The sequence below is a fragment of the Bacillus safensis genome (genome assembly GCF_039619585.1).
Lineage (GTDB): Bacteria > Bacillota > Bacilli > Bacillales > Bacillaceae > Bacillus > Bacillus safensis.
In genome coordinates this window covers 3214402-3235485 of the sequence record NZ_CP154909.1, presented here as the reverse complement: position 1 = coordinate 3235485, position 21084 = coordinate 3214402, and the positions used below count along the sequence as shown (strand labels likewise).

General features: G+C 42.0%; 19 protein-coding genes. 7 read left to right on the top strand and 12 right to left on the bottom strand.

Annotated elements, in window-relative coordinates; translation table 11 throughout:
• Window positions 1–8: 8 nt before the first annotated feature.
• The 8 genes from rbsC to AAYR28_RS16595 form a co-directional block, all read right to left on the bottom strand.
• Entirely contained in the window at window positions 9–962 is a 954-nt protein-coding gene (gene rbsC, locus AAYR28_RS16630; RefSeq protein WP_024423678.1) for a ribose ABC transporter permease RbsC, read from the bottom strand.
• A gap of 1 nt (window position 963) precedes the next feature.
• A complete protein-coding gene (locus AAYR28_RS16625) occupies window positions 964–2445 on the bottom strand; it encodes a sugar ABC transporter ATP-binding protein (RefSeq protein ID WP_267527861.1) in 1482 nt (493 codons plus the stop codon).
• A 15-nt stretch (window positions 2446–2460) separates the two neighbouring features.
• Entirely contained in the window at window positions 2461–2853 is a 393-nt protein-coding gene (rbsD, locus tag AAYR28_RS16620) for a D-ribose pyranase (RefSeq protein ID WP_034281179.1), read from the bottom strand.
• Window positions 2850–3728 (bottom strand): ribokinase, encoded by an 879-nt coding sequence (rbsK, locus tag AAYR28_RS16615; protein ID WP_120207852.1) that lies wholly within the window; start codon window positions 3726–3728, stop codon window positions 2850–2852. The genes rbsD and rbsK overlap by 4 nt, the downstream gene beginning before the upstream one ends.
• A complete protein-coding gene (locus AAYR28_RS16610) occupies window positions 3725–4711 on the bottom strand; it encodes a LacI family DNA-binding transcriptional regulator (RefSeq protein WP_120207850.1) in 987 nt (328 codons plus the stop codon). The genes rbsK and AAYR28_RS16610 overlap by 4 nt, the downstream gene beginning before the upstream one ends.
• 116 nt (window positions 4712–4827) lie before the next feature.
• Window positions 4828–5970 (bottom strand): Ger(x)C family spore germination protein, encoded by a 1143-nt coding sequence (locus AAYR28_RS16605; RefSeq protein ID WP_034281174.1) that lies wholly within the window; start codon window positions 5968–5970, stop codon window positions 4828–4830.
• Window positions 5960–7057, bottom strand: a complete 1098-nt coding sequence (locus AAYR28_RS16600) for a GerAB/ArcD/ProY family transporter (protein WP_034281171.1) — start codon at window positions 7055–7057, stop codon at window positions 5960–5962. The genes AAYR28_RS16605 and AAYR28_RS16600 overlap by 11 nt, the downstream gene beginning before the upstream one ends.
• Entirely contained in the window at window positions 7047–8528 is a 1482-nt protein-coding gene (locus AAYR28_RS16595; protein WP_034281169.1) for a spore germination protein, read from the bottom strand. The genes AAYR28_RS16600 and AAYR28_RS16595 overlap by 11 nt, the downstream gene beginning before the upstream one ends.
• Before the next feature lie 747 nt (window positions 8529–9275).
• Here AAYR28_RS16595 and pgsB point away from each other — a divergent pair.
• From pgsB to AAYR28_RS16570, 5 genes are all read left to right on the top strand, one after another.
• Entirely contained in the window at window positions 9276–10457 is a 1182-nt protein-coding gene (gene pgsB / locus AAYR28_RS16590) for a poly-gamma-glutamate synthase PgsB (RefSeq protein WP_024423670.1), read from the top strand.
• A gap of 15 nt (window positions 10458–10472) precedes the next feature.
• A complete protein-coding gene (gene pgsC / locus AAYR28_RS16585) occupies window positions 10473–10922 on the top strand; it encodes a poly-gamma-glutamate biosynthesis protein PgsC (protein WP_007497520.1) in 450 nt (149 codons plus the stop codon).
• Between the two features lie 18 nt (window positions 10923–10940).
• The gene (locus AAYR28_RS16580; RefSeq protein ID WP_034281166.1) at window positions 10941–12107 is read left to right on the top strand and encodes a CapA family protein; all 1167 of its coding nucleotides are present in this window, start codon (window positions 10941–10943) and stop codon (window positions 12105–12107) included.
• Window positions 12104–12274 carry a hypothetical protein gene (locus AAYR28_RS16575; RefSeq protein ID WP_087976066.1) on the top strand — a complete coding sequence of 57 codons (171 nt, stop codon included), beginning with the start codon at window positions 12104–12106 and terminating at the stop codon, window positions 12272–12274. Before AAYR28_RS16580 ends, AAYR28_RS16575 begins: the two co-directional genes overlap by 4 nt.
• Window positions 12275–12382: 108 nt before the next feature.
• Window positions 12383–13606, top strand: coding sequence for a C40 family peptidase (locus AAYR28_RS16570; RefSeq protein ID WP_120207848.1), 1224 nt, complete (start codon window positions 12383–12385; stop codon window positions 13604–13606).
• A 53-nt stretch (window positions 13607–13659) separates the two neighbouring features.
• On the opposite strand, the gene AAYR28_RS16565 is transcribed toward AAYR28_RS16570, so the two are convergent.
• Window positions 13660–14541: a Cof-type HAD-IIB family hydrolase gene (locus AAYR28_RS16565; protein ID WP_183002024.1), complete on the bottom strand. Its 882-nt coding sequence runs from the start codon at window positions 14539–14541 to the stop codon at window positions 13660–13662.
• A gap of 163 nt (window positions 14542–14704) precedes the next feature.
• Window positions 14705–15670 carry an LCP family protein gene (locus AAYR28_RS16560; protein ID WP_025093927.1) on the bottom strand — a complete coding sequence of 322 codons (966 nt, stop codon included), beginning with the start codon at window positions 15668–15670 and terminating at the stop codon, window positions 14705–14707.
• A 257-nt stretch (window positions 15671–15927) separates the two neighbouring features.
• Between AAYR28_RS16560 and AAYR28_RS16555 the strand changes: the two genes are divergently transcribed.
• Together AAYR28_RS16555 and AAYR28_RS16550 are read left to right on the top strand one after the other, a co-directional pair.
• Window positions 15928–17292: a sugar porter family MFS transporter gene (locus AAYR28_RS16555; protein WP_120207844.1), complete on the top strand. Its 1365-nt coding sequence runs from the start codon at window positions 15928–15930 to the stop codon at window positions 17290–17292.
• A 136-nt stretch (window positions 17293–17428) separates the two neighbouring features.
• Window positions 17429–18826 carry a bifunctional glycosyltransferase family 2 protein/class I SAM-dependent methyltransferase gene (locus AAYR28_RS16550; RefSeq protein WP_120207843.1) on the top strand — a complete coding sequence of 466 codons (1398 nt, stop codon included), beginning with the start codon at window positions 17429–17431 and terminating at the stop codon, window positions 18824–18826.
• A 13-nt stretch (window positions 18827–18839) separates the two neighbouring features.
• Here the strand turns inward: AAYR28_RS16550 and AAYR28_RS16545 are convergent, their stop codons facing one another.
• Window positions 18840–19985 (bottom strand): Ger(x)C family spore germination protein, encoded by a 1146-nt coding sequence (locus AAYR28_RS16545; protein WP_120207841.1) that lies wholly within the window; start codon window positions 19983–19985, stop codon window positions 18840–18842.
• Complete coding sequence (locus tag AAYR28_RS16540; protein ID WP_061110162.1) at window positions 19982–21082, bottom strand: GerAB/ArcD/ProY family transporter; 1101 nt, start codon at window positions 21080–21082, stop codon at window positions 19982–19984. Before AAYR28_RS16540 ends, AAYR28_RS16545 begins: the two co-directional genes overlap by 4 nt.
• Window positions 21083–21084 lie beyond the last annotated feature (2 nt).

Genomic DNA, 21084 nt, shown 5'->3' with positions numbered 1-21084 from the left:
CTGCCTCCTTAAGCAGATTTCTTTCTGTCTAGCAGGACTGCAATCAAGATGACAATCCCTTTCACAACAGATTGATAGAATGATGAAACACCAAGTAAGTTCATACCATTGTTCAGGACACCGATAATGAGCACCCCGATGAGTGTGCCGACAATTCGTCCTCTTCCGCCGGACAGGCTTGTCCCGCCAAGTACGACGGCAGCAATGGCATCAAGCTCATAGGACGTACCAGCTGTTGGCTGCGCTGAATTTAGGCGAGACGTTAAGATCGCACCTGCTAAGGCAGACATGAAGCCTGCTAATGAATAGATCATAATTTTCACGCGCGGTACTTTGATTCCTGAGATGAGAGCCGCTTTTTCATTCCCGCCGATGGCATATGTTCTTCTGCCGAAAGGTGTTTTATGAAGCAGTACCCAAAGTACGATAAAGGTGAGAAGCATCGTGATCGCTGGAACAGGAATGCCTAAGAAATATCCGCGGCCGAATAACTGAAAGGCATAGTTAGAGCCAAGCCCAGTAATCGGGTTTCCGTCTGTATAAACGAGTGTCAACCCTCTGAAAATCGTCATCGTGGCAAGTGTTGCGATAAAAGGAGCCATTTTTCCTTTTGTAATTAAAAGACCGTTGATCATCCCAAGAACGGCACCGATGATACAGCCGACAATAATGGCTAAAATCGGGTCCATGCCAGAAACGATAAAGCCGGCAGTCAGGGCACTGGACAGTGCAAGAATGGCACCGACAGATAAATCAATGCCTCCAGTTAAAATAACAAACGTCATCCCAAAGGCAATGAGGGCATTAATGGAGATTTGTCTCAGTAAGTTTAAGATGTTTAATGGCTCTAAAAAGGCCGGGTTTAAAATAGAAACAATGGCGACAAGGATGATAAGTCCTAAGAATGGCCCAAGCTTTTGCATGATGTGATCAAATCGTCCATTTGAAGTAAGTGGTTTCATGTTACTTCCCTCCTGTAGCTAGTGTCATAATTCGTTCCTGCGTTGCTTCTGCTTTGTCTAATTCTCCGCTGATGGTTCCTTCATGAATGACGAGCACTCGATCGCTCATCCCGAGTATCTCTGGGAGTTCAGAGGAGACCATTAAAATGGCAACGCCTCGATCGGTCAATTCATTCATTAACTGATAGATTTCTCGTTTCGCTCCGACGTCGACACCTCGTGTCGGTTCATCTAAAATCAACACCTTTGGCTGTATGCCGATCCATTTGGCGATGACGACTTTTTGCTGATTTCCACCAGACAGGCTTCGGGCAGAGATGTCAGAGGAAGCCGTTTTAATCGTCAGTCTTTTAATGAGCAGGTCGACAAAATCCTGTTCAGTTTTCTTATCAATCAATCCCTTTGGAGAGAAGCTTTTTAAGTTTGGCAGACCGATGTTTTCTCGGATGGATGCATCAAGCATCAATCCTTCATCCTTGCGATCCTCTGTGATAAAGCCGATGCCGAGCTTGATGGCATCACTTGGTTTTTTAATAACAGCCTTTTTTCCATGAACCCATATTTCTCCTTGATCAAGAGGATCAAGGCCAAACAGCGACCGCATCATTTCGGTCCGGCCAGCACCCATTAAGCCTGCAACACCAACGATTTCTCCAGCTTTAACTGAGAAGCTGATATCTTGAAATTGTCCTTTTCTCGTTGCTTGTTTCACCTCAAGGACAATGTCTCCTGTAGAAGGCGTTCGCTCGGGATATCGATCTGTCAATTCACGGCCGACCATTTTCTTGACGACTTCATGGAAATTCGTTTCAGGTATGGCTTTCGTATCGACCGTTTTCCCATCACGCATGATCGTAATCCGGTCACAGATTGCAAAGATTTCCTCCATACGGTGAGAAATATAGACAATGGAAACGCCTTCTTTTTTGAGAGATTCAATGACCTGGAAGAGCTTCTCGATTTCCCGTTCCGTAAGAGCTGCTGTCGGCTCATCCATGATGATGACCTTTGCATCGGTCATTAATGCTTTTGCAATCTCAATCATCTGTTTTTGTCCAACAGAACAGCTGCCTGCCTCTTGTTCAAGTGAGAGATTCACAGACAAACGGTCCAGCTGCGTTTGGGCGAGGGTCTTCATTTTCTTAGTATCTAGCAGTCCGAGTTTCGTATAGATTTCTTTCCCGATGAATAGATTCTCCAAGACGGTCATATCCGGCCATATGTTGAGCTCCTGATGAATGAAGGCGATGCCGTGCTGTTCCGCTTCCTTCGGATTTTTGAAAGCGGTTTCTTTTCCGTCGATTTGTATCGTTCCTTGATCTAAAGAATAAAGACCTGTAAGCAGATTCATTAAAGTTGATTTTCCCGCACCATTTTCACCCATGAGTGCGTGGACTTCACCTGTGACGAGGTCAAAGGAGACCCCGGAGAGAACGGTGTTTTTTCCAAAAGCCTTATGGATGTTATGCATCTCTATGTTCATATCTGGCTCCTCCTTTTAAAAGATGACACCGGCATGAAGAATGCAGTTTGCGTATGGGGTGGCTTCACCCGTTCGAATGACTGCTTTTGCCTGTTTGGTCATGTCTTTGAACGTCTCGTGGTCTACTTCATGTAACGATTTTGAGAGCGCTTTCTTAAGAAATAAATGATCTCGTTCATTGGCTTCTTTGATTTCACTAGCTACAGTGATGTTTTCAACGGCCATTTCCTGAAGAAGGAGGGAGGTGACCTCCTGAAAGGATGGTGTGCCGATTGATAACGCCAAGTCGATTTTGACTGGACCTTCTGGGATAGGGAGACCACAGTCTGCTATGACGATTGTATCTGTGTGGCCAAGGTCAGCAAGCACCTTGGCGATATGGCTGTTTAGGATGCCGTTTTTTTTCATTTCTTTTTCTCCAATTCTTCTCTTGTTGGCATGCCGCCTTGTGCGCCAAACTTTGTGACGGACATTGATGCTGCAAGATTGGCAAAGGCAAGTGCGTCATAAAGGGATTTGCCTTCTGTTAGAGCGACAGCCAAGGCTCCGTTAAAGGTATCGCCAGCTCCTGTTGTATCGACTGCTTCGACAGGAACGCCTGGAACCAACACGTCTTTCGTTCCATCAAAATATCGAACCCCATTTTTTCCTTCTGTGATCAATAATTTGTTAGGGTATTGACGCAAGGCATCACTGGTTGGCAGACCATCAAACATCAGAACAGCTTCATGTTCATTCGGTGTAATGTAAGCAGCCTGCTCTAAAACCTGCTGCGATACTTTGCGGGCTGGTGCAGGGTTTAAAATGACAGGGATTTCTTTTTCACTGCAAATGGCGCAGACCGCTTCGACCGTTTCTTCAGGTATTTCCTGCTGGATGAGAACCATCCCGATATTATCAATTGTAGAAAAGGCCTCTCTTACATAGTCAGGAGTGACCTCATTATTTGCCCCTTTGACCACAACAATGCTGTTATCACCTTCTGCTAAAATGATATGAGCTGTGCCGCTCTCCATTTCAGTAACCGGTTTCATATATGAGGTGCGGACACCTTGTGTTTCTAAATTGCTGAGAATATCCTGACCATAAGCGTCATCACCAACTCGGCCGACCATGTATACATCTGCACCGAGTCTGGCGCTTGCGACTGCCTGATTGGCACCTTTCCCGCCTGGGACCGTTTTAAACGATTTGCCTAAAACCGTTTCACCGGCATTTGGCCGTTTATCTGATGTGACGACTAAATCCATTGAACAGCTTCCTACTACAACAATATGACTCATTGTGAATCCACCTTTCTTGTGGTCTCTCGTTCAATAAAAGAGACGGGCATTTGAATAACTGGTTCATCTATCGGTTGTTTCTGAATCGCTTTGATTAACAGCTGTGCCGCTTCTTTTCCCATCTCATAGGCGGGCTGCCTTATGGTCGATAAGGAAGGGAAGAGCAGCTCACTTTGCGGGATATCATCAAATCCAATGATTTGAACGTCTCCTGGAAGGGCTTTTCCGATCCGAAGCGCTTCATGGATGACCGCTGTTGCGACGATGTCATTGCTGGCAATGATTCCATCTGTTTCAGGGTACAGCTGGAAAAGGGCCTTGGCGCTTTTTCGGGCTTCTTGAAAGGAAAATGAAGCATTAGACATCACATGAAAGTCGACGCCTGTTTCCGTGAGAACATCGAGTGCGCCTTTGAATCGCTGCCGCGCTGTTTGCAGATGGGCAGGTCCTTTTAACAGTGTGATCTGCCGGCTGCCGCGTCTGATTAATTCCATTGCCGCCATTTTCCCGCCAGCTGCAGCATCTGCAAAAACAGAAGGCGCATGTGGGACCGTTCGATCTAAAAACACAACAGGTAGATCATCATCATTGTATATATCTGATTCAGGTTCATTTGTGACCGCGATGACACCGACTACTTGATTTTGTTTAAAGGTTTGTAAGTAAGCCATTTCCTTCTCTCGATCTTCATCACTGTTCCCGAATAATAACCGAAAACCGTGCGCATGAATCTCATCCTCAACGCCTCTAGCAAGCTGAGGAAAGAAGGGATTTGTGATATCAGGCAAGATTAAGCCGATTAAGCGTGATTCTCTTTTAAAAAGGGATCTAGCCACTTCATTGGGAAAGTAGTTCAACTCCTGCATCGCTTGTGTCACGCGGATTTTCGTATCTGAATGAACATATCCAGTATCATTGAGCACGCGTGAAACAGTGGCAACAGACACTTGTGCAGCTTTTGCAACATCTTTAATTGTAGCCAATGGAGAGCCTCCCTTCATGAATGTGTAACCGTTTACACACATAGATTATCACGAAAGCATCGAAATGACAATCTAAAAAAATAAAAAAAGAAAAGAAAGATGGCTTCTTCCTTTTCTTAACTAATGATACCTGTTTGTGTAATGTTCACTTTCACTTTTGGAATGATTTTCACCTTCGGATAATCGGTGACCCAGTTCATTTTCATATATTCATCATAGTGTCTGACCCGATATTTTCTGCCAAGGCTGAGGACGTCAGAATTCGCCTCTTGCAGGGCTGCAATGACTTTTTCGGCATCTTTTGTAAAAATAGCTGACAGCCTTTTATTTAACATTTCGATTTTCTTGTCTGTATCTAAATTGTCTTTCGGATATTCAAGAACAGAGGTGGTGAATTCATAGTCAAGAGAGAAGGTTACGTTTCGATGATCAGGATTGACGATTTTTATGTCTCTCTTTGAATCCGTTACTTGAATGGTGATGTAATTGTTTTCCTTTGATTTCATATCACTTCTTACTTTTTTCGTGAAGTTTGCATAACTGCCCATTTTTCCATCCATAATGGTGAGCAGAATGGCATCCTGTGCATACAGTTCACCTTTCTTTTTCTCATTATCAAATAAGGCAACCCCTCTCACACTCGTTAACTTTTTTGACTTATCGTAGTAGAGTAACGGCAGTGTGAAATCCTCGCCGGTTTGCAGCATTTTGGACCGGATATTTTGAATGTTCTTAGGTGCAACTTGAGAGGAGCGTGATGCGGAAGTGATCAGGTTGTTTAAATAGTCGCTCACAATGAGTTTTTCCTTGAGCAGAGAATTGATTAAGTCCACACAGCTCCCCCCTTGCACCACTGCCAAATTTGCGAGCAAAGGGCTTTTGGGATCGCGATAAAACATATCTAAGTAAGGAAGCAGCCGGTTTTGGGCAAATTCATCACCGATCAGCAGCACCCTCATTTTCGACATATCAATTTTTTGGTCTACACTCCGGCTAAAGTTGCTTCTTGCTTTTCTTAAAGTAGGCGCATCGGTTGTGAGAACAGTGGTTAAATAGCTGCCAGAATTCCCTTGCTGCATACTTTGAGACTGCTGCACCTTTCGATAGGTAATCGAATATCTCGCATTGTCATCCTCTCCTTGATCAACAGCTGAAGTTAATACGAGAGAGATGTCTTTTAATAGGTTTTGATCCCAGCAGCCAGGCATGAAAATGAGGGAAACACACATAAGCAGTGTCAACATGTACCTATGATGCATGTGATTTCACCTTCTTTTTGCGGTGTTTGATAAAGATGATAATGGCCATCATGATCGGAAGTGTGTAAATAAATGAATATTGTGCAACGGTGGTAAAGTCATTAAAGCGCTGAATTCTAAAGTTATCAGTTGAAAGAAAACAGCTTGCAGCATAAATCAAAATGGCAAAATAGTAGACATATTTTTTGTGATTTTTTTTCTTCAGCATACTGGACACACCATTTGCACAAAAGTACAGATAATTACTCAGTGTGGCTAAAATGACAAAGACCCAAAAGCTCAGAAAAATTAAATCCGTGCGCTCAATGACACCGAATGTAATGGTTTTTAATAGATACAAAACAGGATTCGGGATCACATCAAGCTCAGCTGGGCTGAAAAACATAAAACAAATCAATGTAATAAATAGGTAGTAAAGCGTCGTGCATATATTTGAAATGGTCATCACTTTATATCGTTCCTTAATGGTGCCCTTCATCAGTGGAGAGATGATCAAAATCATCTCAAATCCATTCATTGACAGCACCACGTCCTTCAATCCAAGCTGAAATTGAGAGATATCTGTTTGGAAAAAAGGCAGGAGGTAATCAATATTGGTTCCTTTCAATGCATAGAACATCAATAGAGAGAGCATGAGCAAAAAGGGAGTTAAAATAAAGTTTAACCTGACAATGGCTGTAATTTGCTCCTTTGCGATATAGATAATGCATATCATCAGTAATAGGTTAATCACCCAGTTTGGTGTGAGCGGGAGCACCCATATGCCAAGAATCCTTGTGAATATAGAAAGGACTACGATGCAAACCGAGGCAAAGTATAATGTATAGAGTACGACCAAGGCGCGTCCAATCCATTTTCCAAAGACATCAATCAGCGCTTGGAAAAATGACGTTTCTGGATACTTGTAGATGATATAAAGAAAAATGGTATTGATAATCTGGATAAAAAAACACGCGACAATTATCGCCATCCAGCCATCGTGTCCCATGTCTTTCATCAGCAAATGGGGGAGCGCTAAAATTCCAACACCAATTTGAGACTGGATGATAAAAAAAACAGCTTGAGGTGGAGATATTTTATTTTTCATTTTTCTTTGTCCACCCTCTCAGTTGTTCAATTTGTTTGTCTTTTTGCGGGTTTAAATAAACAGGGCGGTTTTTGTACATCCACATTGGGAGTCGAACTACCGTATCTTTTAAGTCCTGCCAGTTAAATGGAGCAACAGGTGATAAATATGGCACCCCTAGTGATTCTAGGCGGCATAAATTCATGAGAATAATGGCGAGCCCAAATGAAATGCCAATAAATCCAAACATCGATGCCATAAACATGAGCGGGAAACGGAGCATCCTGATGGTGGACGTCATTTCAAACGACGGAAGTACAAATGAAGCGACAGCCGTCACAGCGACTACAATGACTTGGACATTCGAAATAAGTCCTGCTTGTACAACCGCATCCCCAATAACCAAACCTCCTACGATGCCAATGGTCTGCCCGATTGGTTTAGGCAGGCGCACCCCAGCTTCACGTATAAGTTCAATTGTGATCTCCATCAGTATGGCCTCTATCAATGGAGGAAAGGGAATGCCAATAATAGAGTTCTTCATCGTAATGGCTAGTTCATCTGGGACAACCTCATAATGAAACGCAATAACAGCAATATAAAAAGATGGCAATATGACTGCGATGATGCAGGCAAGATAACGAAGAATACGAATAAACGTAGCAGGAATCCAGCGGCTGTTATAATCATCTGGCGACTGAAAAAAACTAAAGAACGTGATAGGCAGAATGATGGCCATTGGACTGCCATCCATGAGTACGACTATTCTGCCTTCAAGAATCGCAGATCTTACCTTGTCCGGACGTTCTGTATCAATCAGCTGCGGGAAAATAGAATATGAATCTTCCTCAATTGCCTCAACGATAGAGCCAGGACTTATCAGTGTGTCTACTTTAATAGAAGAAATCCGTCTGTTGACTTCTTCTACCTTTTCTTGATTGGCAATATCAGATATATAAACCGTTGCAAGCTTTGTTTCCGATTTTGTACCGACCTTATGATATTGAATGGCGAGCTTCCGATCATTTAAATGCGAACGCAGTAAGTAGATATTGGTATCAAGACTTTCAACAAATCCATCATGTGCGCCTGCGATAATACTTTCAGAAGAAGGTTCAGAAATAGAACGCAGCGGAGGCTGTCCGACAGCAAATAGCTTGATTTGCGAGGAGTTTTCATCAAGAAAGGCAATACTTCCCGCAATAATACTGTCTGTGATCAGTGTCAAGTCGCCTGTTTCAAGTGTGCTAAGAGATTTTATATAATTCTGCTTTCCAGGAGAGCCTAACAAGTTACCGATAATGAAATCATTTAGTTTTCCTTCATCTATTCTTGTTTTAATAAAAAACAGTGCAGATTTCGTTTCATTCACCATCAACTCTCGGTACTCAAAGTCGCCGCTTTGCTGAAATGTTTTTTTTAGGATACGGATTTTTTCCTCGAAGCTGCCTGATAAAAAATGCAGGCGTGTTTGCTCATTGGTGTTTGGCATCTTTAGCCTCCTCTCACCGATTTTTTACCCATAGTGTAAGCGGAGAAGCGAATTTTATTCGTCTCCTTTGGGGAAAGCATGACATAAGCTGACAACTTTCAACTAAATTCACATTAAAAATGTTAAGAAATGATGAATCTTGATAAAAACAAATGAATAATGTTTCATTGTTTAGGTCATAAGATGCGAATCTCGTAAAGAGAAGGTACACCGAAATGATCAAATATTTACATCTTATCCCAATTTTTCGTGACCTAAAAATAAGCAGATGACTTGATTTTTTTAGAGGTGACCTTTGTCATAGGTCAACACACAGCGATCTGACCAATGAGAATGACTTTCTAACCTGTTCATTCAAAAATATAAAACATTCCAAAACACGCACTATTCATTTAAAGCGCTGATATGACTGTTGTTATAGAGAAGAGCGGGCTTTAAAACATTGATTCAAAATACATCTTAATAATTGTCAAAAAATTTAGGGAGAAAAGGACAAAAGATTTTCGGATCATTGATGGTAACGCTTTCTCATGAATTCAGCGGAAATTCAGACTGATTTTTGTCCGCCTTTTGGCCTTTTCATTTAAAGGATGGGTAGGCAAAAAAGCCTTCTGATTAGAGGAATTTGGCATACGAGGAAGTGAAAGATTATGTTACATAATACCGATTGTGATTTTATGCTGAACAGATATACTGTTGATTGAATTTACATATCACACTCATAAAAAAAGGAGATGTAGATAAGCGATGTGGTTAATCGTTATAGCCTGTGTCATCATGTTAGGGATTGGCTTTATTGAAAAGAAGCGTCATCAGAAAAATATCGATGCCCTGCCGGTGCGCGTCAATATTAATGGTATTCGCGGAAAGTCTACCGTCACAAGATTGACAACCGGTATCTTAATGGAGGCAGGTTATAAAACTGTCGGCAAAACAACGGGAACGGATGCAAGAATGATTTATTGGGATACGCCAGAGGAGAAACCGATTAAAAGGAAACCGCAAGGACCGAATATCGGAGAGCAGAAAGAAGTAATGAGAGAAACAGTTGAAAGAGGAGCAAATGCCATCGTCAGTGAATGTATGGCGGTAAATCCAGATTACCAAATTATCTTTCAGGAAGAGCTGCTTCAAGCAAACATTGGCGTGATCGTAAACGTTCTTGAAGACCATATGGACGTCATGGGGCCGACACTTGATGAAATAGCAGAAGCCTTTACAGCGACAATTCCTTACAATGGACACTTGGTTATTACGGATAGTGAATATACGGATTTCTTTAAAGAGATTGCGAAAAAACGCAACACAGAAGTCATTGTTGCAGATAATTCCAAGATTTCCGATGAGTTTTTAAGGAAATTTGAGTACATGGTTTTCCCAGATAATGCTTCACTGGCACTTGGTGTTGCCCAAGCATTAGGGATTGATGAAGATACGGCATTCAGAGGAATGTTAAATGCGCCGCCTGATCCAGGAGCGATGAGAATTCTTCCATTAATGGACGCGAAAACGCCTGGACACTTTGTAAATGGATTTGCGGCAAATGACGCAGCATCTACATTGAACATTTGGAAGCGTGTGAAAGAAATTGGATATCCAACAGATGAACCGATTATTATTATGAACTGCCGTGCGGATCGGGTAGATAGAACGATCCAGTTTGCGGAGGATGTACTTCCATATATTGAAGCAAGTGATCTTGTCTTAATTGGTGAAACAACAGATCCAATTGTGAAGGCATATGAGGAAGGGAAAATTCCGGCTGACCACTTACACAACCTTGAATATCAATCTACTGAAGAAATTATGAATATGCTTGAGAAAAAGCTTCATAATCGAGTGGTTTATGGAGTCGGCAATATCCATGGTGCCGCTGAACCGTTAATCGAAAAAATTCAAGAATACAAAATTAAGCAGCTTGTCAGCTAGGAGGAAATATAGAAAATGTTCGGATCAGATCTTTATATCTCGTTAATTTTAGGTGTTCTACTTAGTTTAATCTTTGCAGAAAAAACAGGAATCGTACCAGCTGGACTTGTTGTACCAGGTTATCTGGCGCTTGTATTTAACCAGCCAGTCTTCATTTTAGTCGTCTTATCTGTCAGCTTGCTTACGTATGTCATCGTTCGCTTTGGTCTATCAAAATTTATGATTTTATACGGACGCAGAAAGTTTGCTGCGATGCTGATTACAGGGATTGCCTTAAAGCTGATATTTGATTTCTTCTATCCAGTGGTCCCATTTGAAATAGCAGAATTCCGCGGAATTGGAATCATCGTTCCTGGATTGATTGCGAATACGATTCAAAAGCAAGGTCTTACAATTACCCTTGGAAGCACGTTACTTCTAAGTGGTGCAACATTTGCCATCATGTATGTTTACTATCTATTTTAAGATAAGGTGTGTCCAATGATGAATAAAAAATTGAGCTTTCAGGAAAAGCTGCTGAAAATCACAAAGAATCAAAAGAAAAAGACGAATAAACATGTACTGATTGCTTTACCGATCGTTATTGCTTGTACATTTCTATTTACGTTTATCGGGCAAGCACAAGTGCCAACTGTACAAAAGAATCCAGAAAACATCCTGACCGCTTCGTTTGTCGGTGACATTATGTTTGGAAGAAACGTAGAGAAAGTAACAGACCGTTATGGAAAAGAGCATCTCTTTCGTTATGCCAAGCCATATTTTGATGTGTCAGATTATGTGACAGGCAACTTTGAGCATCCAGTCGCTTCAGATAAGGAGCAGGCAGCCCAAAAGAATATTCATTTAAAAACAGATGAAGATTCTGTCCAAGCGTTGAAGGATTTAAATTTCTCTGTCTTAAACTTTGCGAATAACCATGCGGCAGACTATGGTGAAAAAGGGCTGAACAACACGATCAATGCCTTTGAACAAGATGGCATGGATTATACAGGTGCAGGCCGTAACCTCCAAGATGCAAAGCAGAACATTTCGTACAAAGAAGTAAATGGTGTCAAAATTGCTACACTTGGTTTTACAGATGTATATGGGAAAGATTTCAAAGCGACAAATCGCCAGGCGGGTATTCTGCCAGCCGATCCATCTATCTTTATTCCGATGATTTCGCAGGCTGCTGAAAAGGCAGATCTCGTCGTTGTTCATGCTCACTGGGGACAGGAGTACAACAATGAAGTAAACGACAGACAAAGAGAATTGGCAAGAGCGATGTCTAAGGCCGGAGCTGATATCATTATCGGTGCTCACCCGCACGTCCTTGAACCAATGGAAGTCTATAACGGAACAGCGATTTTCTATAGCCTAGGCAACTTTATTTTTGATCAAGGCTGGTCAAGAACACGTGATTCTGCACTTGTTCAGTATCATCTGAATGAAAATGGAAAAGCGACATTTGAAGTTGTCCCAATGTACATCAAAGAAGCAACACCTGCACCAGTAAAAGCAGGATCTCTAGAATCAAAAGCCATTATCCGTATGCTGACCAATGGAACGAATGCGGATTGGAAAGAAAAAGACGGACACATTTTCTTTGAAGTAGATCACGCTGATAAAGTTAAAAACTTAAAAGAAAACGGAGGGAAAGAGAAGAAATGAAATTCCTAAAAGCAAGCTGGCCGTTTGTTGCGTTAATTTTAGTCTTTGTCTTTATGTCTGCTTTTAAATTTAGTGACAGTCTGACAGATCACGAAAAACAAAAGATTTCGGTTGAAATGCAGAAAATTGAACAGCAAAAGCAGTCAAAAGCGGAAGCAGGTAAATAACCTAAAAAGGATAAAGGGCACGCACATCGCGTGCTCTTTTTTTGTCGAAATACGGTGTAAAATGAAAGGTGTCATGTCGAAACTATAGAAGAAAGGAGGGAAAGGATCATGAAATGGAAAGGAATGTTAATTGGAGGGTGTGCGCTTGTAGGGCTGATGTTCATGTCTCAAACAGCGGTTTCTGCTCAAACACCATCTCTTTTGGAGCAAGCGGAAAAGCTGATTGGAACACCTTATCATAAAGGAGGAACCGATCTAAAAACGGGCTTTGATGCATCTGGGTTTATTCAATATGTGTACAAGACATCCGAAACATTTGATTTGCCGCGGAAGGTCATCGACCAATATCAGATTGGAAAAAAGGTATCATGGAATAAAGCGCAGCCCGGTGACCTTGTGTATTTCCGAAGCCTTGAAGAAACGAAGGATATCCCAACACATGTGGCGTTGTACGCTGGGAACAATCAGGTTATCCACATCACGCTTAGTCAAGGTGTGGTGAAAACAGATGTCAGCAAAAGCAAATATTGGACTGATCGATTTTATGCGGTCAAACGACTGCCTGGCACACAAGAAATTTCTGATGACCCTCTTGTGAAAGATGCGATGACCTACTTGGGAATTCCTTATGTGTTTGGAGGAGCAGATCCAAAGACTGGATTCGACTGCTCAGGATTTTTACAGTATTTATTTGAAAAATCACTTGGAATCTATTTACCTCGAAGTGCTGAACAGCAGTGGATCGTTGGAGAAAAAGTGGCATTAGGCGATATCCGCCCTGGGGATTTTGTTTTTTTTAGTAACACATATAAGCCCGGAATTTCTCATGTAGGCATGTATATTGGAGGCGACCGCTTTATTCATGCGAGCCGTTCTGAAAGTGTGACAATTTCTTATTTGTCTGAATCGTATTGGCGCGAGAAATGGACAGGTGCGAAACGATTAACAGATCTGGAGCTTGCGAAAGAGGACCCTATCGTATCAAAAGCCGCTACGTATATTGGTGAAGTCCCTTATGTCAAAGGCGGTACGAACCCAAAGGAAGGATTTGATACAGCAGGGTTCACGCAGTACGTGTATCAAGAAGTGCTTGGCATTGAGCTGCCCCGCTATGCATCAGGTCAAGTTAAAGCAGGTACACCTGTGAAACGTTCTGAGCTTCAGCCGGGAGATCTTGTCTTCTTCAGCGGAACATCATTGATGCCGGCGATATATGCAGGATCCAATCAAGTCATTCATGTGACTGTCTCAAACGGTGTTGTCTTAACCAATATGAAAACAAGTACGTACTGGAAGGACAAATATGAAACGGCTGTTAGAATCAAAAAATAAAGAAAAAGCCCGATCAATACTATCGGACTTCTGCACTTCTCTCTAGGCGCTGATCAGACAAGCGTCTTTTTTTCATGGAATTGATTTTGTAAAAGAAGATCAATAAAATAAGCGACACCATCTTCATGATTTCCTTTTGTGATGAAGGTGCTCTTTTCTTTAATGACATCTACCGCATTTCCCATTGCAATGCGGTGGCCTGCTTCTTCAAACATAGAAAGATCGTTTGGGCTGTCACCAATTGCATAAATATGTGAGCTGTCTACACCATAATGGGCTGCGAGCTTTTTCAGGGCATGTCCTTTTCCAGACTCTTTTGGCAGCACCTCAATAATATGTTTACCAGACGAGGTCAATGAAAGCTCGGGCATGTCTGCCAGAAGATTTCGTGCTTCATTCAGTTTGTTCATATCAAACGAGAAGCAGAGTAATTTATAGGTCGGTTCGTTCGACTCAAAAATCTCACGGATATCATCCACTGGTTTGATGCCAAATTGTTTAAATTGCGTCATGGCTCCTTCCCATAGATCAGCGAGATCCTCATTTGGGTTTGCGCTTTTGATCAGATCAAATTCTGCTTTCAGTTTCTCTTTTCCATCAAAAGGAGAGAGGAGAGCATCATCTGTATAGACTTCAAAGTAAATGTTTCGTTCCACTAATGCCTTTGCAGCCCGCTTGCCCGCTTCTTGGTCCAATGTGATACGGCTGAAGAGCTCGTATCCTTCTGTATGGACAGTCCCGCCGTTTGCCGCAATAATGGGGATGTCCAAATCGCCAAGCAGCTCTTTTACATCAAAAGTTGCCCGCCCTGTACAGATGGTCACAATATAGCCAGCATCCTTCGCACGAATCAAAGCCTCTCGGTTTTGTGCGGATATTTCACTTTTTGTATTTAAGAGTGTACCGTCTAAATCAATTGCAATCATTTTTTTCATCGCTGTCAAATCCTCCTTCATTCATGCAATAGCCTCTTCAAAGTATGTACGATTTCCTTCATTCTCATAAAAAAGGAAGGTTGATTCCTCTCTATCAAGGCTAAACAAAAATGAGTGAATGATCAAGGAAATAAGAAAAAGCGCCCCATAGGGACGCTTCTATTTATGATAATTCAAGCTGTTTCTTCAATTCAGTTTTCACTTCGTTCAGCTGGTTTTGATCCAATTGGAAATAATAAACACCGTTTGGCTGGTAATCAGATCCTTTAAGCTGAATGGTATCAACCGATTTCAATGAAGTCAGAAGCGGGAAAAGACCGACTAACTCCTTCATTGAAAGGGTGGTTGACACATTATCGCCGAGTGTATCAATGATATTGTCGTATGACGGAATAGATGTTAATGATTTTGATTTATCAAAAATGGCTTTTAACACTTCCATTTGACGCTGTCCACGCATTAAATCACTATCTGCTTTTCTTGTTCTCACATATGCGAGCGCTTGATCACCATCTAGCGTATGAGTTCCAGTTTGAAGCACAACCTTGCCTTTTGTATCCTTTTTAATCTGTTTCACAAGATACTCATCCTTGATGTTAATAGGAACACCGTTTAATTCGTTGACGATTTCTTTAAACGCTACGAAATTACTTTGGATGACAAAATCGACCGGAATATCTAGTAAATCTTCAACTGTGCTCACTGTTAAATCTGCACCGCCAAATGCGTGTGCGTGAGTAATTTTATCAAAACCGTGGCCTGGAATATTAACGTATGAGTCCCTAGGAATGCTTAATAATTTAACGGTTTTATTTGTGCGGTTAATGGTTGCCAAAACCATTGCGTCACTTCGTGCTTGTTTCACTGTTTCGCCCGGTCTGCTGTCAATTCCAAGCAGCAAGACAGAAAAACTGTCTTTTCCTGGATCGAATGCTTCAATTCGTTTCACAGATTGTGCGCCGCGATCAAGAGATACTTGAGCCTTTTTAGCAGCATTGGTTATTTTATAGTAGGCATAGCCTGTGACTGAAGCCGTTGTCAGTAAAAGAATACTAATGATAAAAAGAGTGACTTTCACCCATGGTTTTAAACGCTTTTTTCCTTTGCGTTTACTTCGTGATTGATCCATATATTTTAAACCCTCGCTATGATTTTATAGTAAAGATGTCCTTCTTTCTGCTTACAAACTAAAACAAATATACCTTAAAACGGGATATAGTGCGACATTTTTTTCACTAACGCTTAATTGACGTTTCCTTCTCGTAAAAAGTTTCAAAGATACACAAATGAAATATATTTGTCATAAAACATCGAAATGTTTGAAATGACAGGAAGTGAGGAAAATGACTTTTCATAGAGTACAGAGACAAAAGTGGGGTTATGTATATGAAAAATCGGAATGGATGGCTTTATTTCTTCGGCGCCCTTGGCGGTGCCTTATATGGCTATGATACAGGTGTCATCTCTGGCGCCATCTTATTTATGAAAGAAGATTTAGGTTTAAATGCGTTTACAGAGGGGCTTGTCGTCAGCTCGATTTTAATCGGGGCGATGCTTGGTTCCTCTCTTTCTGGAAAGCTGACAGACCAATTTGGGCGGAAAAAAGCCATCATCGCCGCAGCTATTTTGTTTATTATCGGTGGATTTGGTACAGCTCTTGCCCCGAATACGGAAGTGATGATCTTATTCCGAATTGTACTAGGGCTCGCTGTCGGGTGCTCGACAACGATTGTTCCATTATATTTATCTGAACTTGCGCCAAAAGAATCACGAGGGGCACTGTCCTCTTTAAACCAGCTCATGATCACATTTGGTATTCTTCTTGCCTATATTGTGAACTACGCTTTAGCGGATGCAGAGGCATGGCGCTTGATGCTTGGAATTGCGGTTGTTCCTTCTGTTCTTTTATTATTCGGGATTTTGTTTATGCCGGAAAGTCCCCGCTGGCTGTTTGTCTACGGACAGGCTGACCGTGCGAAGGAGATATTATCTAAACTCAGAAAAAGTAAGCAAGAAGTGGAAGAAGAAATTTCAGATATTCAAAAGGCGGAAAGTGAAGAGAAAGGCGGTTTTAAGGAATTATTTGAGCCATGGGTACGCCCAGCATTGATTGCTGGTGTCGGCCTTGCCTTTCTGCAGCAGTTTATCGGTACAAATACGATCATTTACTATGCACCAAAAACATTCACAAGTGTTGGCTTTGGGAATTCAGCAGCGATTTTAGGAACTGTCGGAATTGGTGCAGTGAATGTCATCATGACGTTTGTTGCCATTAAAATCATTGACCGTGTAGGGCGTAAAGCGCTGCTCCTATTTGGGAATGCAGGAATGGTCCTTAGTTTAATTGTCCTGTCAGTGGTCAACCGATTTTTTGAAGGATCACCAGCAGCAGGATGGACAACCGTTATTTGTTTGGGTCTCTTTATCGTCATCTTTGCTGTCAGCTGGGGTCCTGTCGTTTGGGTGATGCTTCCAGAGCTGTTCCCAGTACATGTCAGGGGAATCGGTACAGGTGTCTCGACCTTCCTTCTTCATACAGGAAATTTAATCATCTCGCTGACATTCCCAGCTTTATTAAGCGCGATTGGCATCAGTAATCTCTTCCTCATTTATGCGGGCATTGGCGTAGGCGCCTTCTTATTTGTGAAATACTTGGTGACCGAAACGAAGGGGAAAAGTCTTGAAGAAATTGAAGAAGATTTAAAAAAGAGAAATCGTGCCGTCGCAAGTGGCGAAGGGAAAACGGTATGAACAATGGCCAGCTGCCGTGTGCAGCTGGTTTTTCTATGTTAAACAAACGTTTAATCAAGAAAGGACATTCCCTCATCTTCTGAACGTGCTGCCTATCACATACATATGGAACAGGCGGGTGAAAGGTGGAAATGAGATGAAAGGGAAAACAAGCATTGTCATGCTGACGTACAACGAACTGCATTTAACGAAAACATGTATCGAGAGCATTAAACAGCATACGAACAGCGGCCAATATGAACTCATCGTCGTCGATAATGCGTCAACTGATGGCACGAAGGAATATGTAAGAGAGCTGGATGATGTGATTTTCATTGATAATGAAGAGAATAAAGGTTTTGCAAAGGGATGTAATCAAGGGGCAAAAAAAGCTTCAGGAGACAGCATTCTCTTTTTAAATAATGACACGATCGTGACGGAAAATTGGCTCCCTCCATTAAAAGAGGCGCTATTCGCTTCAGAACAGATTGGGATGGTGGGGCCCGTCTCTAATTATGTAAGCGGCCCTCAGATGGTCCAGCCATCGTATACAGATGTGAAGGAGCTCCCAGCCTTTGCTAAGGAGTATACGTCTAAGAGAAAAGGTCAGAGAACTTATGTGCACCGGCTTGTAGGGTTTTGCTTGCTCGTGAAAAGAAAGCTGATCGAGGATGTGGGATTATTTGATGAGCGGTTCGTATATGGATCATTTGAGGATGACGATCTATGTTTGCGTTCATTACTAAAAGGATATCAGCTGCAAATTGTGCATGATTCCTTTGTGCATCATCATGGTCATGCTACCTTCAATGCCAATCAAGAAACGAACATCTCTACACTGTTTACTGAGAATAGACTTCGATTTTTAGATAAGTGGGGCATAGATCTAAATTTGATCACTCCTCATCCGTATTTTGCGGAATTACTCCCTGAGGACGCTGCTCGCGTGCTGGATGTTGGGTGCGGCGCAGGGGCTACCGGGCTTGAACTGATGAATCGGCAGTCGGTAGACATGTACGGGGTAGAGGCAGATACATTAAAAGCAGCGGTCTCAAAGGCGTATTATGAAGAAGTCTTCGAGGCAAATGCAGATGAATACCCATGGTCAGAAAAAGAGGCCTTTTTTGATGCGGTCATTTTTTCGGATGTTTTAGAGCATGTGTCAGATCCTTGGCACATCATTGAGCAAGCGCACGCCTCTTTAAAGTCAGGCGGCGTCATCATTTGCTGCCTGCCTAACATGATGCATGCAGAGGTGCTTCTTCCTTTAATGACAGGTGATTTTACTTATCAAGATGTAGGAATCTTAGACCGAACCCATATGCGGTTTTTCACACCAAACACCATGCGTGCGCTTTTCCCAGACCAATTATTTGAACGCGTGATCGAGCAGCGGATTAATGTGCAGATTGATCAAAACGTCCAATTGTTTTTTGACGAAGTGGCAAGAATAGGAGCATCACTTGGCTTTCAAACAAAAGCGTTGTCTGATCAAGTGACTTTGTATCAGCTTCTCATTGTCGTACGTAAAAAAGGCGGCTCTCTTTTGGGATAACCGCCTTTTTGTATTACCATTTGAAGCTTTTCGTTGCACCTTCTGCACCAAAGTTCAAGATGCTCACTTTGATGTCATACGTTATGTCTGCTTCTTGAAATAGTTTGTCCCATTCATCTCGATGCTGATCCCAATATTCAGGATACTTAATACGAAACTGCCGGCTAAAAAAAATAGGATCAACACCTACTTCATGTTGCATATGACTGACCGTTTTTTGTATGCGCTCTTTAATTTTATGAGAAAAAATCTTCTCAAATCGTTTAATGTACTGTTCATCGTATGAGTTTTCCGGGGGATATTGATCCTCTGACAATTTTCCATTTGTTTGTACACTAACGTTAAATGAAACCTTTCCGTCTTTCAGGTAGGGTTCAATCTTGGTTTTGGCTTTCTTAATTTCATACGTAATCGGAAAGCCTTTATAGGTGGCAGGTACAACGCCGCCTGAGATACGGTCCATCACCCAGTTTAAATATTGTACATCCTGTGCAGAGATGAAACCGATCAGCTTTCTTGTTTTTCCGTGAATGATACCTGCCCCATCATAAATAAGTTCACCGTCTACCGCATCTACACTTTGTACAAGGAAGCTAATGCCCATCTGAAAATAATCAGATGCCCGGCCAATACGTGTTGGCAGTGCGATCTTCCCGTTAAAGCTTCGGTTTTTGGATGTTTCGAAGATATGTTCAACCGGAACCTTTTGCTGTGATTTCAATTTTTGATTGAGGACTTTTGACGCATCACCTCGTGACACGAGGAGATAGCTGCTGCGCCGAACCTCATCATCTCGAATAAAATGATTGAGTGTTCCTTGAATATCGTGATGCTCCGCCTGGGTTTTGCCGAACAAGAAGATTTTCAGGTGATCACTATAGATCGGCGGGTCCTTCAAGGCGACATTACTGACAGCCTCCAGCACATTTTTTCCCTTCGAGACGACATTCACATAGCCGGGAGAATCGGCTTCTTGTGTTCCGCCTGTTTTCGGTACAAGGTTTTGATAGGTCAGCTTAACTCCATTCTCATCTTGTTCATCAATGCCAACACCGCGTACAAACGATAGTTTTTCAATATCCTTTAAGTCCCAGCATCCTGCTGATAGAAGGAAAAGAAAGCAGGACAAAAAGAATAAAAGTACACGTCTTCCTCTCATGCAGAACGACCTCCCCATTTTTTGCGTATCATCAGCAGGACAGCTGTAATAAAAGGAATGGCTAAAACCGCGAACAATGCGTAGCCAAGTAAAGTAGAGTAGTAAAAGACTTCATTGATATTTCTTGGAAAAAGTGAGAGTGCTGATGTAATTAAAAATAACAGCCAGAGCAGTCTCGTTATATTGGTCGTTTTAAAAACGGTGAAGCAGCCTTTAATCGCAAATTGGAAAAAGCCCAGCATACAAATGAACTGCTGGCAGGTCCAGATCGTCAGTAAGAAAATATCAAATCGTTCGATAAACACCCCTTCAAGTTCAAGCGCTTGAATGAGGGACACCGTTGGCCAGGTGAGAGATTTCGTTTCACCCACGGTCATGGAGCCAATCACTATAAAGAGTGTGAGAGAGTACACGAGAGACGTAATGCCAACGCCGATGGCAGCTGCCCATTTTGCCTTCGACCATTTGTCTTTATAAATGAGCGGCACGACAAACAAAATCACTTCAAAGCCTGTAAATTGAATAAAGGTTTGAGAGAACAGTTTACTAAAATCTTCAAAACCATGCGCCATCACAGGACGCAAATAATCAAAATCAAATATTTTCAAACAAAACAGCATGAGCGCTATGTAAATGACCATGGTGATTGGATAAATATAGGTCACCATTTTGACAACTGGAAAGATACCGCTTTTCAAATGATAGATCGCCACAAGTAGAAAAATCATGACAATCACTGCCATGGGAGTCGATTGCAGCAGGAAAAACTGGACCACTTCGCCGAGAACACGTGCCTCAAAGCCGACAATTCCTAGTAAATAGGCGACCAGCATTAAATTAAAGATCGTGCCGAAGAATGCCCCTGCTCCTTTTGTATTTGACTCAAAAATGGTGTCTGGTGCATTCTTTTCAGCAATCCAGCCCAACAAAAAAGCAACGAAAGCAAAGATGACTCCCTGTATTAATACAATGATCCAGCCATCAGGGACTCCTGAATTGGCAGAACTGCGAGGAATGGTTAAAATTCCAGCGCCTATCATTGTAGAGCTGCACAGAATGGTGACTTGTAACAATGATAGCTTTTCAGGTCTGTACATCG